General features: G+C 68.3%; 15 protein-coding genes. 9 read left to right on the forward strand and 6 right to left on the reverse strand.

Features of this window, described 5'->3' with window-relative positions:
• Nucleotides 1-11: 11 nt before the first annotated feature.
• Nucleotides 12-971 carry a LysR family transcriptional regulator gene (locus AC0685_RS04890; protein WP_478224320.1) on the forward strand — a complete coding sequence of 320 codons (960 nt, stop codon included), beginning with the start codon at nucleotides 12-14 and terminating at the stop codon, nucleotides 969-971.
• Here the strand turns inward: AC0685_RS04890 and AC0685_RS04895 are convergent.
• Nucleotides 907-1,512, reverse strand: coding sequence for a TetR/AcrR family transcriptional regulator (locus tag AC0685_RS04895; RefSeq protein ID WP_478224321.1), 606 nt, complete (start codon nucleotides 1,510-1,512; stop codon nucleotides 907-909). The two genes, AC0685_RS04890 and AC0685_RS04895, sit on opposite strands and share 65 nt — an antisense overlap.
• A 58-nt stretch (nucleotides 1,513-1,570) precedes the next feature.
• On the opposite strand from AC0685_RS04895, the gene AC0685_RS04900 reads away from it, so the two are divergent.
• Nucleotides 1,571-2,197: a peroxiredoxin-like family protein gene (locus tag AC0685_RS04900; RefSeq protein WP_478224322.1), complete on the forward strand. Its 627-nt coding sequence runs from the start codon at nucleotides 1,571-1,573 to the stop codon at nucleotides 2,195-2,197.
• Nucleotides 2,198-2,261: 64 nt separating this feature from the next.
• Here the strand turns inward: AC0685_RS04900 and leuA are convergent, their stop codons facing one another.
• On the reverse strand, nucleotides 2,262-4,019 hold the full coding sequence (gene leuA, locus AC0685_RS04905) for a 2-isopropylmalate synthase (protein WP_478224323.1): 1,758 nt from the start codon (nucleotides 4,017-4,019) through the stop codon (nucleotides 2,262-2,264).
• A gap of 244 nt (nucleotides 4,020-4,263) precedes the next feature.
• Between leuA and AC0685_RS04910 the strand changes: the two genes are divergently transcribed.
• Genes AC0685_RS04910 through AC0685_RS04920 form a run of 3 tightly spaced genes read left to right on the forward strand, consistent with a single transcriptional unit; the run spans nucleotide 4,264 to nucleotide 7,101 of the window.
• Nucleotides 4,264-4,629, forward strand: coding sequence for a hypothetical protein (locus AC0685_RS04910; RefSeq protein WP_478224324.1), 366 nt, complete (start codon nucleotides 4,264-4,266; stop codon nucleotides 4,627-4,629).
• A 25-nt stretch (nucleotides 4,630-4,654) separates the two neighbouring features.
• Nucleotides 4,655-5,260, forward strand: coding sequence for a chemotaxis protein CheB (locus tag AC0685_RS04915; protein ID WP_478224325.1), 606 nt, complete (start codon nucleotides 4,655-4,657; stop codon nucleotides 5,258-5,260).
• Entirely contained in the window at nucleotides 5,257-7,101 is a 1,845-nt protein-coding gene (locus tag AC0685_RS04920) for a CheR family methyltransferase (RefSeq protein WP_478224326.1), read from the forward strand. The genes AC0685_RS04915 and AC0685_RS04920 overlap by 4 nt, the downstream gene beginning before the upstream one ends.
• Nucleotide 7,102: 1 nt before the next feature.
• Here the strand turns inward: AC0685_RS04920 and AC0685_RS04925 are convergent, their stop codons facing one another.
• The gene (locus AC0685_RS04925) at nucleotides 7,103-7,846 is read right to left on the reverse strand and encodes an ANTAR domain-containing protein (protein ID WP_478224327.1); all 744 of its coding nucleotides are present in this window, start codon (nucleotides 7,844-7,846) and stop codon (nucleotides 7,103-7,105) included.
• Nucleotides 7,847-8,024: 178 nt separating this feature from the next.
• Here AC0685_RS04925 and AC0685_RS04930 point away from each other — a divergent pair, with 178 nt between their 5' ends.
• Nucleotides 8,025-8,879, forward strand: coding sequence for an ANTAR domain-containing protein (locus AC0685_RS04930; RefSeq protein WP_478224328.1), 855 nt, complete (start codon nucleotides 8,025-8,027; stop codon nucleotides 8,877-8,879).
• Here the strand turns inward: AC0685_RS04930 and AC0685_RS04935 are convergent.
• Nucleotides 8,872-9,465: a hypothetical protein gene (locus tag AC0685_RS04935; protein ID WP_478224329.1), complete on the reverse strand. Its 594-nt coding sequence runs from the start codon at nucleotides 9,463-9,465 to the stop codon at nucleotides 8,872-8,874. The genes AC0685_RS04930 and AC0685_RS04935 overlap by 8 nt on opposite strands.
• A gap of 9 nt (nucleotides 9,466-9,474) precedes the next feature.
• Nucleotides 9,475-10,314 (reverse strand): helix-turn-helix transcriptional regulator, encoded by an 840-nt coding sequence (locus AC0685_RS04940; protein WP_478224330.1) that lies wholly within the window; start codon nucleotides 10,312-10,314, stop codon nucleotides 9,475-9,477.
• A gap of 103 nt (nucleotides 10,315-10,417) precedes the next feature.
• On the opposite strand from AC0685_RS04940, the gene AC0685_RS04945 reads away from it, so the two are divergent.
• Nucleotides 10,418-11,878 (forward strand): MFS transporter, encoded by a 1,461-nt coding sequence (locus AC0685_RS04945; RefSeq protein WP_478224331.1) that lies wholly within the window; start codon nucleotides 10,418-10,420, stop codon nucleotides 11,876-11,878.
• Here AC0685_RS04945 and AC0685_RS04950 read toward each other — a convergent pair.
• A complete protein-coding gene (locus AC0685_RS04950) occupies nucleotides 11,839-12,435 on the reverse strand; it encodes a nitroreductase family protein (RefSeq protein WP_478224332.1) in 597 nt (198 codons plus the stop codon). The genes AC0685_RS04945 and AC0685_RS04950 overlap by 40 nt on opposite strands.
• Before the next feature lie 281 nt (nucleotides 12,436-12,716).
• Between AC0685_RS04950 and AC0685_RS04955 the strand changes: the two genes are divergently transcribed.
• Together AC0685_RS04955 and AC0685_RS04960 are read left to right on the forward strand one after the other, a co-directional pair.
• Nucleotides 12,717-13,982, forward strand: a complete 1,266-nt coding sequence (locus AC0685_RS04955) for an aspartate kinase (protein ID WP_478224333.1) — start codon at nucleotides 12,717-12,719, stop codon at nucleotides 13,980-13,982.
• Nucleotides 13,982-15,022, forward strand: coding sequence for an aspartate-semialdehyde dehydrogenase (locus AC0685_RS04960; protein WP_478224334.1), 1,041 nt, complete (start codon nucleotides 13,982-13,984; stop codon nucleotides 15,020-15,022). Before AC0685_RS04955 ends, AC0685_RS04960 begins: the two co-directional genes overlap by 1 nt.
• The last annotated feature ends 89 nt before the right edge of the window (nucleotides 15,023-15,111 follow it).

Raw genomic sequence — 15,111 nt, forward strand, 5'->3', positions numbered from 1 at the left:
ATGCTGGCGGTATGGACATCGGCCGGTTGCGGACCCTGCGGGAGTTCGCCGATCGCGGAAGCGTGACGGCGGCCGCGAAGGCGTTGCACTGCACGCCGTCCGCGGTTTCCCAGCAGCTGCGCGCCTTGCAGAGTGACGTCGGTCTCGCGCTGACCGAACCCGCCGGAAGAGGACTGCGGCTGACCGACGCGGGTCGCGCGCTGGTCGCCCGCGCGGACGACGTACTCGCCGCCCTGGAGCGCGCGGAGTCCGAATTGGACACTTATCGCAGCGCCCCGCGCGGCCGGGTCCGGGTGGCGATCTTCCAGTCGGCCGGGCTGATGCTGCTGCCCGGGCTGCTGCACCGGACGGCGGAGTTCGACGGGCTGGACGTCATCGTGCGCGACGTCGACATGACCCCGCCGGAGGTCCCCGGGCTCGTCGCGGATTACGACATCGTGGTGGCGCACCGGGACGAGCACGCGCCGTCGCTCGGCTCGGACCGGCTGGAGACGCGGCATCTGCTGCGTGAACCGCTCGACGTCGCGCTCCCCGCCGGGCACCGGCTGGCGAAGCGGCGCCGCATCGAGCTGGCCGAACTCGCCGACGAACGCTGGATCAGCGTCAACGCCGGGTTCCCGGTGGACGACATCCTGCAGTCGCTGATCATCCGCACCGGGGTGCGCCCGCAGGTCGTCCAGCGCATCAACGATTTCCGCATCACCGAGCGGCTCGTCGCCGCCGGGCACGGGATCGCGCTGCTGCCCCGGTACACAATGGACACTCGGCGCGGCAGCGGCCTCGTTTGCCGCCCGCTCGCCGGGATCAAGGCGGCGCGGCACGTGGAAGCGGTCTACCGGCTCGGGGCGTCTTCCCGGCCGGCGGTGGCGAAGGTGCTCGACGCGCTCGCCGACGAGGTCGGCGCGCTCACGGGCGAGCGTGACTCTTCAGGTGGTCCAGCGCGATCTGGAGCGCGTCGGCGATCGGCGTGACGTCATGGCGCAGGTGGGCCATCAGCAGGCCGCCTTGGACGCAGCTCATGGCGGCTTGCGCGAGCCTGGCCGGGTCGGCGTCCGCGGCGAGTTTTCCCTTTTCTCGCAACGATTCCAGTCCGCGCTGGAGATGTGACTCCCATTCGCGGTAGGCCTTGTCCAGCAGCGGGGCCATCTGGGGGTCGTCGCCGAGTTCGCCGGTGAGGTTGCCCAGCGGGCAGGCGATCGGTCCCTTGGGCGTGGTCTGGATGGCCAGGATCTCGCTCGCCCACTGGTCGAAATCGGCCCAGTCGTGCAGCTCGAAGATGGTCGGCTGATTGCCGAGGATGTTTTCGAGGAAGCGGGCGATGACCGCCTCGACGAGCTGATCCTTGTTCTTGAAGTAGTGGTACATCTGCGATTTCCCGGCGCCGCTCGCCGCGAGCACCTTGTCGACGCTCGTCCCGGCGACGCCGTTGACGTACATCAGCTCCGCCGCCGCGTCGACGATCGCGTCCCTCGTCATCCGCCCCTGCGGGGTCTTCGCCGGTTGACCACTCATGTACCGAATAGTACAGTCAGCCTCACTGTACCGATCAGTACAACCAAGGGAGCTGACCATGGGGGATCTCAACACCGACCTCGCCGAGCTGCGGGAATCCGTCGCGAGCCACGTTCCGGCCGAGGTCGCCGAGGTGCTCAAGGCCGACCGTGCGACGTTCGTGGGGGTGGTCGCCGAGGAGGCCGCGAAGCCGGGAACGGCGATGCCGGACCTCGTGCTGCCGGACGCCGGCGGCGAGCGGGTCCGGGTCGCGGACGGCCCCGCGGTCGTGGTGTTCTACCGCGGCGCGTGGTGTCCGTACTGCAACCTGGCCTTGCGTACGTATCAGCGGGAACTGTTGCCGGAGCTGGAGAACCTGGGCGTGAAGCTGATCGCCGTCAGCCCGCAGCTGCCGGACGACTCCTTGTCCACGAAGGATCTCGAGTTCGCCGTGCTGTCCGATGTGGACAACCAGCTCGGCCGTGCGCTCGGCATCACGTTCCGGCTGGCTCCGGAGACGAAGCCGGCCTTCGACACGCTCATCGGCGACGTCGAGAAGATCAACGGGGCGGCGGAATGGGAGCTGCCCTATCCGACCGTCCTGGTCGTGGACGGCGAGGGGGTCATCCGGTACATCGACGTGCACCCGGATTACACGACGCGCACCGATCCGGCCGACATCCTGGCCGCCGTGAAGGCCCTGTAGCGCGTGAAGGCCCCTTCCCCTCGGCTCAGCCGAGGGGAAGGGGCCTTCACGCGCGAAGCGAAAACTACCGGTGAGCCCGGTTCACCGCGGAAATGACGGCCCGCAGCGAAGCGGTCACGATCGACGGGTCGATCCCGATCCCCCAGTACACCCGGTCGGAGATCGCGCACTCGATGTACGACGCGGCCCGCGCGTCGTCGCCCGGCGAGAGCGTGTGCTCGCTGTAGTCCAGCAGCCGCAGGTCGAACCCGACGGTCGACAGCGCGTCGAAGAACGCCGCGATCGGGCCGTTGCCCCGGCCGGTGACCTCGTGCTCGTCACCCTCGACCCGCACGGTGGCGGTGATGTCGTACTCGCCGTCGCCGTTGTCCCTGACGTGCTGGCGCACCAGCTCCAGCGGCGTCTTCAGCTCCAGGTACTCGGCCGAGAACGCGTTCCACATCGTGGCCGGGTCGACCTCGCCGCCCTCGGTGTCGGTGTGGCGCTGGACGACCTTCGAGAACTCGATCTGCAGGCGCCGCGGCAGGTCGAGCTGGTGCTCGGCCTTCATGATGTAGGCGACGCCGCCCTTGCCGGACTGCGAGTTCACCCGGATCACGGCCTCGTAGTTGCGGCCGATGTCCTTCGGGTCGATCGGCAGGTAGGGGACCTCCCACGGGTGCTCGTCGACCGGCGTCCCCACCTTGTCGGCGGCGGCCTTCAGCGCGTCGAGGCCCTTGTTGATCGCGTCCTGGTGGCTGCCGGAGAACGCGGTGAACACCAGGTCACCGGCCCACGGGCTGCGTTCGTGCACCGGCAGCTGGTTGCAGTACTCGACGGTCCGCTTGATCTCGTCCATGTCGGAGAAGTCGATCTGCGGGTCGACACCCTGGCTGTACAGGTTCATGCCCAGCGCGACCAGGTCGACGTTGCCGGTGCGCTCGCCGTTGCCGAACAGGCAGCCTTCGATCCGGTCCGCGCCGGCCTGGAAGCCCAGTTCGGCGGCGGCGATGCCGGTGCCGCGGTCGTTGTGCGGGTGCAGCGACAGGATCACCGAATCGCGGCGGTCCAGGTTGCGGTGCATCCACTCGATCGAGTCGGCGTAGACGTTCGGCGATGCCATCTCGACGGTGGCGGGCAGGTTCAGGATGACCGGCTTCTCCGGCGTCGGCTGCCAGATCCCGGTGATGGTGTTGCAGACCTCGAGCGCGTACGACAGCTCGGTGCCGGTGTAGGACTCCGGCGAGTACTGGAACCGGAAGTCGGTGTCCGGCTGCTTCGCGGCGTAGTCGACGACCAGCTCGGCGGCCTGCGAAGCGATCTTCGTGATGCCGATGCGTTCCTCGCGGAACACGACGCGACGCTGCAGGATCGAGGTCGAGTTGTAGATGTGCACGATCGCGCGCGGCGCGCCTTCGAGCGCCTTGAAGGTGCGCTCGATCAGCTCCGGGCGGCACTGGGTCAGCACCTGGATGCTGACGTCGTCCGGGATGGCGCCCTCGTCGATGATCTCGCGGACGAAGTCGAAGTCCGTCTGCGACGCCGCCGGGAAGCCGACCTCGATCTCCTTGTAGCCCATGCGGACCAGCAGGTCGAAGAACTTGCGCTTGCGCGCGGGCGACATCGGGTCGATCAGGGCCTGGTTGCCGTCACGCAGGTCGACGGCGCACCACAGCGGCGCGGTGTCGATGCGCTTGTCCGGCCAGGTGCGGTCGGGCAGCGAGATGTCCTCGATCAGGTCGTACCAGGGACGATAGCGGTGCACGGGCATCGAAGTGCCGCGCTGGGTATTCCACGAAGCCTGCTCGGAAGGGGCAGGACGGGTGGGCTTGCGGATGCTCATGAGGGGACGGTTCTCCTGAAGAATCGGGTGCGACGACCGGCACCACGAAGCCCCGCGACGGGGAGCCGGTCCGATCAGGCCCCGTCGCGGCAGCGAAGCAGGAGAGCTCGAGCCACGACGCCACCTTAACCGCGTGATCTCCCGAAAGGAAACCCGGGCCGCGATCGAACCGTGACTCAAGTGGCGCCCATTCGGGTTACTCGCGGGTAGCAATCGGACCAGGCGGCGTGCCACACTGCCCGGCATGGGCGAGCACGCTGAAGAGAAGGAAACCGCTGATCAGGCGACCAGGCGCAAGGTCGACTGGCGAGCGGGCGGCAGTCGTGCGGCCGGGATCCTGGCGAACGTCGTCCGCTGGGCCGGCTTGATCTTCGCGGCCATCCTGGTGCTGCACGTCGTCTTCGTGATCGGCGAGGCGAACCCCGGCAACGGCATCGTGTCGTTCGTCCGAGGCTGGGCCGACGGGCTCCTGCTGGGCTTCAAGGATCTCTTCATGCCCGAGGACGCCAAGCTCCGCGTGTTGATCAACTACGGCATCGCCGCGGTCTTCTGGATGGTCGTCACGGGAATCCTCGCCAGGATCATCCGACGCGTCGGCGGTCCGGCTTAGCGCACGGAGCACTACGCTGGGGGGTATGCCCGCCCCCGACCGTCACGAGGCGATGGCTTACGAGATCGTCGCCGTGGGTTCCTCGGCGGGTGGAGTCAAGGCGCTCATGGCGATCCTCGGCGAGCTGCCCGCCGATTTCCGCGTGCCGCTGATCGTCGTCCAGCATCTCGATCCCCGGCACGACACGGTTCTCGCCGATATCCTCAACCGGCGGTCACGGCTGCGGATCAAGCTGGCCGAGACCGGGGACGTCCTCGAGCCCGGCGTCGTCCACATGGCACCGCCGAACCGGCATCTCCTGGTGAGACCCGGCGGTGTGCTGGAGCTTTCGGCGACCGAACAGGTGAAGTTCGTACGGCCGTCGGTCGATCTGCTCTTCGAATCCGTCGCCGCCGTCTACGGTCCCGCCGCCCTCGTCTGTGTCCTGACCGGGACAGGGTCCGACGGTTCGGCAGGGGCCGCGATGGTGAAGGCGCGGGGCGGCAGCGTTGTCGCCGAGGATCCGGCGACCGCCGAATTCAAGGGCATGCCCCAGGCCGTGGTGAAGGCCGTGCCGGTCGACTTGGTGCTTCCGCTGGACGAAATCGCCGGTGCTCTCGTCGGCCTGGTCAAGGGAACGAGGACGCTATGAACGCGCCGGACGGCGAAATCCACGACGATCGCGGGCTCGAGGACCTGCTGACGTTCATCAGGGATTCCCGCGGCTTCGACTTCACCGGCTACAAGCGGACCTCCCTCGCTCGCCGGATCCGGAAACGGATGCAGGCCGTGAAGATCGACGGATACGCCGAATACCGGGACTTCCTGGAGATCAACGCCGAAGAGTTCCTGGAACTCTTCAACACCATCCTGATCAACGTCACCAGTTTCCTCCGGGATCCCGAAGCCTGGCACTACCTGCAGACGACCGTCGTGCCCGAAATCGTGGCGAGGGTCGGCGAAGGTGAGATCCGTATCTGGAGCGCCGGATGCTCCAGCGGCGAGGAGGCGTATTCCCTCGCGATCATCTTCGCCGAGCACCTCGGTGTCGAGGAGACCACGAGGCGGGTCAAGATCTACGGGACCGACGTCGACGAGGAGGCCCTGCGCGAGGCGAGGACGGGGCTGTATTCCTCGAAAGCGCTGGATCGATTGACCGAAGGACTGAAGAAGAAGTACTTCGAGCCGACCGGCAATCTGTTCGCCTTCCGGCGAGACCTCCGGCGTCGGGTGATCTTCGGCAGACACGACATCACGCGTGACGCCCCCATCTCCCGGGTCGACCTGCTCGCTTGCCGCAACACCCTGATGTACTTCAACGTCGAGGCGCAGGCGAAGATCATCGAGCGCTTCCATTTCGCGCTCAACGAAGGTGGCTACCTGTTCCTCGGGAAGGCCGAAATGCTGCTTTCCGACGGCATCCGATTCGACGCGGCCAACATCCGTAACCGGGTTTTCAAGCTGCGAACGGGGGGTATGCCGGTGAAGCCCGCGCGGTTCGACGTCCGGGCAGGCGCGGGGGTGCGGGACGCCAACCGGCGACGTCACGTCACCGAACTCGCCTTGGCGTCGTCACCCGATTCGGTCCTCGGCGTCGAACGTGACGGCACGGTCGCCCTGATCAACGGCTCGGCTCGGTTGCAGTTCGGGCTGTCCTCGGACGACGTCGGCAGGCCGTTCCACGATCTGGAGATCTCCTACCGGCCGATCGAACTCCGCTCGGTGATCGATCAGGCCCACGCCGAGCGCCGCAGCGTGCGGATCGATTCCGTCCGGCGCCAGAAGAGCACGGAAGAGACGCAGTACCTCGACATCATCGTCCGGCCGCTGATCACCATCGAAGGCGAGGACATCGGCGTGGCCATCACATTCGTGGACACCACCGAGGCGACCAGGCTCCAGCAGGAGGTGAAACGGGTGCAGGAGGACCTGGCGACGGCCTACGCCGAACTTCAGTCGACGAACGCGGAACTCGAAACGGTCAACGAGGAGCTCCAGTCGAGCATCGAGGAACTCGAGACGACGAACGAGGAACTCCAGTCCACGAACGAGGAACTCGAGACCACGAACGAAGAACTCCAGTCGGGCAACGAAGAACTCGAAACCATGAACGAGGAGATGCGCATCCGCACCGCGGAACTCGACGAGACGCGCATGTTCTTCGAAGGAGTGCTTTCGAGCGTCGAAGCAGGCGTGGTCGTGCTCGACGGAGATCTCCAGGTGCGCAGCTGGAACCGGGGCGCCCAGGAACTGTGGGGTATGCGCGCCGACGAGGTCTACCGGCAGGATTTCTTCGGCCTCGACTTCGGCCTGCCGACCGCCGGGCTCCGCGACACCGTCGAGGTCTGCAACGAGACCGGGCATCGGGCGGCGCGGGTCGAGATCGACGCGGTGGACCGGAAGGGCAGGTCACTCGTCGTTTCGGTCAGCTCCTCGCCGCTGCGGGGACCGGGCGGCGGAGTGGTGCTGCTGATGGAAAAGCGGCGGGGGTGAGTCAGCGCCCGCGCGTCGTGTTCCTGGGGAGTGAACCCACCAGATCGGACGCCGTCACGCGACGGGTGACGATCAGTTCGCACAGGTCGCTGATCCGGCGGTTGTGGCCGCGCGCGTAGCGGCGCAACAGGCGGAACGCTTCGCCCGGCTCGATCTCCAGCCGAGCCGAGACGATGCCCTTCGCCTGCTCGATGATCACCCGGCTGTCCAGCGCCACCTGCAGTTGTTCGGAGGTCCTGGTCAGGCCGGCGATCGCGCGGTGGTTGAGCATGCCGATCGTCGCCGCGTCGGCGAGCGCGACCGCGACCCGCAGGTCGGCCACCGGCAGCGGAGCGGTTTCCGTGGTCAGGATCGTGACGTCGCCGAGGACGGCTTCGCGGCGGCTGAACGGGAACGCGTGTACCGATCGGAAACCGAGCGAGAGAGCGGCGGGGACCAGTCGTTTCCAGCGTGTTCCCGCCTCGTCCAGAAGCACGTTGACGACCGGCTCACGCCCTGCGCGGCAGTCCACGCCGGGGCCTTCCTCGGCGAGGATCCGGGCGAGCGACGGTCTTTCGAGCCGTTCATCGGTGTGTACCGTGATCGGGTGGTCGCCTGCCGCGACGAGCCGGACCGAAGAGGACGAAACCAGTTCTGCGTAACGGTTCGTCACACAGAGCCAATAGTCTTTCGGGTCGAGCGCGGGTGCCAAGGTGTCGGCCAGCTCCACCAACGTGTCGGCGACCCATCTTTCCCGGTTCTGCATGAAATCCGGCCTTCCTGCGAAATACGGTTTCGAGGGCGCTGGGGAATCAACGCTAGTCCTCCGCCCGCTGACGGGGAACCCGCCGGGGCTCAGCCGTTCGGGTCCTCTCCGCGGGCGTCGCCGGGCGTACGCTCAGCCCATGTGGGACGGCACCGGTGGTCGGTACGACCCGACCGTTATGCGCCGACTGATCGACACCGAGCGCGGGCGGGCGGATCGAGCGGCGGCAGTCGCGAGGCGGCACGAAAGCCTGATGGAGACGGCCATCGTCTCGATGCGGCCCTTTCATCTGCGGATGGCGGAGCTGCACCGCGCCACCGAGCGCAAGCACCGGGCCGCGGCGGACATGCACGCCGGCTACCTCGACGCCGTCGGGCGCTGGGCGGACCTGCCGGAGGAACCGGCGGGCGTGCCCCCGGCGTTCATGACGGTCGCCGCCGAGGCGACCGGCCTCCGGAGCCTGGCGGTGTCCCTGTTCAGCACCGGCGGGGGCGAGGCTTCGGTCGTCGTGTCCGATCCCATCGCCGCCAGGGCGCACGACCTCGAATACGCCCTCGGCGAAGGACCTTCCCAGGACACGACGGGGAGACCGGGGGTCTGCGGCGAGCCGGAACTCGTGAGCCGGTGGCCCCAGTTCGGCCCGGCGGCCAGGGAATTCGGCGTCCGATCGGTGGTGTCGGCCCGGCTTGGCCCCGCCGAGGTGCCGATGGGCAACGTCACCGCGTACCGGCCCGAGCCCGAACCGGGTGCCGAGGTGGCCCGGTCGGTGGGGGTGCTCGCCGACGTACTGACCAGCACCGCGTTGGACCCGGCGGTGCGCCTGGACGTGGACGACGGCCTGCCGGTGCATCCGCTGTTCGGCGACGTCGACCTCTGCGTCGTGGCGCACCAGGCCACCGGGGTCGTGATGTCCACCCACGACTGCTCGGCGGCCGACGCTCTGGTCCTCATCCGCGCGCACGCCTTCGCACGGAACGAGAGCGTCACCGAGCTCGCCCGTGCCATCGTCGCCAGGACGTACCGGCTCAGCTGACACCGAGCCGTTCGTAAGCCTCGACAGCGGCCTTCGGGTCGTCCGCCTGGAACTTGACGACGCGGACGGTCTCGGTCTTGCCGAGCGGCCGGGTCACCGTGATCGGCTCACGCAGTTCGGCGACCAGGTTCGTCTCGTAGAAGTTGTCGTAGCTGAGCCAGGTTCCGTCGCGAAAGGCCTTCGCCTTGAGGGGATCGTGGCTTTCCTTCACGTTCCGCAGGCTGACCACGTTCTCCCTGGGGATCCGCACGTCGTAAAAGGAGCTGTAGCGCACCCGCACCTCGCGCGACGAGATCACGTGCGGCCGGACGACGGTGCCGGCGTAGACCCCGAACACCAGCAGCGCCGAGTACACGCCAAGGGCGAGCAGCAGGAGGTCGACGACGAGGCCGAAGTCGATCAGCCAGAAGAGACCCGCTTCGGCGGCGCTCACCACCGCGAACACGATGAAGATCGACTTCCCGTTCGCGCCGTACGGCACCGCGACGGCGTCCCCGTCGATGCCGTCCTTCCGGCGCCTGAGATACAGCCAGAGTCCGGCCATCGTGCGGGATTCGTTGCGGAGAACGCTGCGAAAGGCCCCCATGACCCCAGGTTAGCGATCGAAGTGGGTCAGGATCTTCAGCGCGTCGGCGGATCCCGGGTCCTTCGGCGTGTAGATCTCCAGCCGGTGGTCGGGGCTGTCGGGCTGGAGCCACACCTGGTAGTCGACGCTGACCGCGCCGACCGTCGGGTGACGCAGGTGCATGGCGCCGACGGTGCAATCAGCCACGTCGCCGGTCGCCCAGAGTGACGCGAACTCGTCGCTGCGCATCGAAAGCTCGCCGATGAGCGCGGCCAGGCGGGCGTCGGTGGGGTAGCGGCCCGCGGTCAACCGCAGATAGGCGACGTGGATCGGTGCGAGTTCGGCCCGGTTCCGGTGCAGCTCGCGGGTCAGCGGGTCGAGGAAGAACATGCGCGGCAGCGACGGCCGCCGTTCGGGATCGTTCGGCGCGTCGAAATCCAGGTGTTCGGCCATGAGCGTGTGTCCGGCGTGGTTCCACGCGAGCACGTCGCCGCGACGGCCGAAGACGAGGGCGGGCACGGCCTCGCCGAGGTTCTCCAGCAGCGCGAGGACCCGCGGGTGCGGGTCTTCCGGGCCGGGGTCCGACAGCTTCGGGAGCGAAGTCTGCCGGGCGAGGTTGTGCAGATGGCCGGTCTCGACGTCGTCGAGCCGGAGTGCGCGGGCGAGCGCGTCGAGCACCTGCCGTGAAGCGGTTTCGGCCAGTCCTTGCTCCAGCCGCGTGTAGTACCCGGCGCTCACTCCGGCGAGCTGGGCGAGCTCTTCGCGGCGTAGACCAGGTACACGGCGCGAAGTGCCGTACGTGCGCAGGCCGATCTCGGCGGGCGTCACGCGATCACGACGGCTCTTGAGGTATACGCCGAGGCTTTCCATGACTCCGAGCCTAAGTTCTCCGCCCGCCGCGTGGGTGTACCCGCCGGGTGTACCCACGGCACGGGGATGGCTGCTCACTCGAAGCCGGTACAGCGTCGAGGGCATGACACGACAGCACTCCCGGGCCTGGTTCGGCCTGCTGGTGATCCTCTGCCCGGTGTTCCTGGTCTCCATGGACGGGTCGATCCTGTTCCTCGCGATGCCCAGGATCAGCCAGGCGCTCACCCCCACGGCCGATCAGGCGCTGTGGATCCTCGACGTCTACGGCTTCGCGGTCGGCTCGCTGCTGATCGCGTTCGGCAATATCGGCGACCGGTACGGGCGGCTGAAGCTGCTGATGATCGGCGCCGCGGTGTTCGGCATCGGTTCGGCGGGCGCCGCGTTCGCCCCGAACCCGGAGCTGCTCATCACGTTCCGCGCCCTGATGGGGCTGGCGGGAGCGACGCTGCTGCCGTCCGCGCTGGCGGTGCTGAGCGAGCTCTTCCCCGACGCGCGACGCCGGGCGCGGGCCATCGGGATCTTCGCGGCCGCGTTCGCCGCCGGTTTCGCGATCGGCCCGGTCGTCGGCGGTGTCCTGCTGGAACGGTTCGCGTGGGGCTCGGTCTTCCTGGTCAACCTCCCGGTGATCGCGGTGTTCCTGGCGCTCGCGCCAGTGCTGCTGCGGGAGGTGCGGGCCACCGGGAAGGGACGCGTCGACGTGCTGAGCGTCGTGCTCTCCGCGGCCGGCCTGCTGCTCGCGATCTACGGGATCAAGCACGCGGCCGCCGACGGACTGTCCGTCACCGCGGTCTCCGCCGCCGTCGCCGGGGCGGGGCTGCTGGTGTGGTTCGCCCGGCGTCAGCGGGGTCTCGAGTACCCGCTGGTCGAGTTCTCCTTGTTCCGCGACCGTGTCTTCACGATCGCGATCGTCACCGGGCTGCTGCCGCTGGCGGCGTGGTCGGCGGCCGCGTACCTGTCGGGGATCCACTTGCAGTCCGTGCTCGGCCTGCCCGTGCTGCACGCGGCGCTGCTGGCGTTGCCGGGCGCGGCCGTGCTCACGATCATGTGCGTCGTCACGCCCGCGCTGGTCGACCGGATCGGCGCACGCGCGGCGCTGATCGTCTGCCACTTCTCCATCGCCGCCGGGCTCGCCCTGCTGCTCATGACCGGTGTCACGGGCGGAGCGGGCTGGTACGTCGCGTCGACGGTGGTCGCCGGCGTCGGCTACGGCATCTCGTTCAGCGTGGTGGCCGACACGGCCGTCGCCGCGGTGCCCGCCGCGCGCGCGGGAGCGGCGGGCGCGATCGCCGAAACGAGTAACGAGATCGGCAACGCGCTGGGGATCGCGCTCATGGGCTCGCTCGCCGCGCTGGTGTTCCGGCTGGCGGGCCCGGACCTCGCGCCGACACTCGGCGAAACCCTCGAGATCGCGCCCACAGCCGCTCTTGACGCGAAGGAGGCCTTCGTCGCGGGCCTCCACACCGCCGTCGCGGTGCTGAGCCTGCTGCACGTCGGGCTCGGCATTCTCGCCCTTCGCTGGCTCCCTCAGCCGTCGAAAGCGCTCGTGCCCCAGGCGTCGGCGTAGGCGAATTCAGCCAGCGGGACTCGCTCGCGCGGCGCCTTTTCGCGCTCGATGCGCCAGTCCTCTTCGAGCACCGAGGGGTCCGCGGGCGAGCCGACGGCGATCGCGACCTTCGGGACGACGTCGTCAGGGAGGCCGAAGAAGTCCTTCGCCGCTTCGGCGGAGAAGCCCGCCATCTGGTGTGCGATCAGGCCGAGGTCGACGGCCTGGAGCACGAGGTTCTCGCTCGCCAGCCCCAGCCCGTACTCGGCGTACGGGACTTCACCCTTCTCGTTCGTGGTCACCATCACGCCGATCAGCAGCAGCCCGGCGCGATGGGCCCACGCCCGGTTGCCCGAGTTGAGCGTCGAGAGGATGCGGTCGAACGACGGCGTTCCCCGCAGGCCGACCAGGTAGCGGGCGGGCTGGGTGTTGCCGAACGACGGCGCCCAGCGGGCCGCTTCGAGCAGCGCGCGGAGCTGGTCTTCGGTGACGATCGCTGACTCGTCGTAGGCGCGCGGGCTCCAGCGGTGGGCCAGGATCGACGCGATCGGGGTACTCGTGTCGGCGGGTTTGTGCATGGCTCGGGAAGATACAGCGGAGCGGAGCTCCTCGTTTGAGGGTGGAGGCGGGGGCATGGATGGATAACAAGGGGTGCTCTCCGTCACTAAAGCGAAAGCCCTCCGACTATTTCGTTGGTGTTAAGGAAGATTTACTTCCAGGAGTCCTCGAAGTGGTGGTCAGGACCACTTACGAGGGTGGCGAGCGCGCGTCACCCCGGTAGGCTTTCGCCCAAATAAGGGACGCGGGGGCTCCTCGGTGCCCACCAGGAGCACGCCCGGCCCGTCGAGGAGGTTCGGGCGTGGCCCTCGTGGTCCAGAAGTACGGCGGTTCGTCGCTGGAAAGTGCCGACCGGATCAAACGCGTCGCGGAACGCATCGTCGCCACCAAGAAGGCGGGCAACGACGTGGTCGTCGTCTGCTCCGCCATGGGCGACACGACCGACGAGCTGCTCGACCTGGCTCAGCAGGTCAACCCGGCGCCGCCGGAACGCGAGATGGACATGCTGCTCACCGCGGGTGAGCGTATCTCCAACTCCCTGGTGGCGATGGCGATTTCGGCGCAGGGCGCGGAGGCCTGGTCGTTCACCGGCTCGCAGGCCGGTGTGGTGACGACGTCGGTGCACGGCAACGCGCGGATCATCGACGTCAGCCCCAGCCGGGTGACGGAAGCCCTCGACCAGGGCTACATCGCGCTGGTGGCCGGGTTCCAGGGCGTGTCGCAGGACACCAAGGACATCACCACCCTCGGCCGCGGGGGTTCGGACACCACCGCCGTCGCGCTGGCCGCCGCGCTGAACGCCGACGTCTGCGAGATCTACTCCGATGTGGACGGTGTGTACACCGCCGATCCCCGGGTCGTGTCCGACGCGCGCAAGCTCGACACCATCGCCTACGAGGAGATGCTGGAGCTGGCGGCGAGCGGGTCGAAGATCCTGCACCTGCGTTCGGTGGAGTACGCGCGCCGCTACGGCGTCCCGATCCGAGTCCGTTCTTCCTACAGTGACAAGCCGGGCACCACGGTGACCGGTTCTATCGAGGAGATCCCCGTGGAACAAGCGTTGATCACCGGTGTGGCGCACGACCGCTCCGAAGCCAAGATCACGGTGACCGGAGTGCCCGACACGACCGGTGCCGCCGCCCGGATCTTCCGCGTGATCGCCGACAACGAGATCGACATCGACATGGTGCTGCAGAACGTGTCCAGCACCGTCTCGGGCCGCACCGACATCACCTTCACCCTGTCGAAGGCCAACGGGGCCAAGGCCGTGCAGTCGCTGGAGAAGATCAAGGACGAGATCGGCTTCGAGTCGGTCCTCTACGACGACCATGTCGGCAAGGTGTCGCTCGTCGGCGCGGGGATGCGTTCGCACCCCGGTGTCACGGCGACGTTCTGCGAGGCGCTCGCCCAGTCGGGCGTCAACATCGAAATCATCAACACCTCGGAGATCCGGATCTCGGTGCTGATCCGGGACGCGCAGCTCGACGACGCGGTGCGCGCGATCCACGAGGCGTTCGAACTCGGCGGCGATGAAGAAGCCGTCGTCTACGCGGGGAGTGGTCGCTGATGCCGGAAGGTTTGCGGGTAGGCGTGGTCGGGGCGACCGGTCAGGTCGGCGGCGTCATGCGCCGTCTGCTGGCCGAACGGGGTTTCCCGGTCGCCGAAATGCGGTACTTCGCTTCGGCGCGGTCCGCCGGTTCGAAGCTTCCTTGGCGTGACGGGGAAATCGTCATCGAGGACGCGACGACCGCGGATCCGTCCGGTTTGGACATCGCGCTGTTCTCGGCCGGTGGCGCGACCTCCAAGGCACAGGCGGAACGGTTCGCCGCGGCCGGTGCCACGGTCATCGACAACTCGTCGGCGTGGCGGATGGACCCGGACGTCCCGCTGATCGTGAGCGAGGTCAACCCGGAGGCGGTCAAGGAGGCGCGCAAGGGGATCATCGCGAACCCCAACTGCACCACCATGGCCGCGATGCCGGTGCTCAAGCCGCTGCACGCCGAAGCGGGTCTGGTGCGGCTGGTCGCCAGCACCTACCAGGCCGTGTCCGGCAGCGGGCTCGCCGGCGTGGAGGAGCTGGAAGGCCAGCTCGCCGCGGCGGCGGCGAACGCGGGCGCGCTGACCCACGACGGCGCGGCGGTGGACTTCCCCGAGCCGAAGAAGTACGCGCGGCCCATCGCGCACAACGTCCTCCCGCTGGCCGGGTCCATTGTGGACGACGGTGAGTTCGAGACGGACGAGGAGAAGAAGTTCCGCAACGAGAGCCGCAAGATCCTGAGCATCCCGGAGCTGCTGGTCTCGTGCACCTGTGTGCGGGTGCCGGTGTTCTCCGGGCACTCGATCTCGATCAACGCCGAGTTCTCGCAGCCGCTTTCGGTCGCCCGCGCGACCGAACTGCTGACCGGCGCCCCCGGCGTGGAGCTGTCGGACATCCCGACGCCGCTGCAGGCCGCCGGACAGGACCCGTCGTACGTCGGGCGGCTACGGACGGACCCGGGCGTCGACGGCGGTCGTGGTCTGGCGCTGTTCCTGTCGAACGACAACCTGCGGAAGGGCGCGGCGCTCAACGCCGTGCAGATCGCGGAACTGGTCGCCGCGAACTCCTGACGCCTGCTTGCGCGTGAAGGCCTCCTTCCCTCGGCTCAGCCGAGGAAAGGGGGCCTTCACGTCGTAATTGCGTTGTCGGGGGCCTTCGG

The sequence above is a fragment of the Amycolatopsis sp. NPDC043889 genome, from assembly GCF_056435645.1.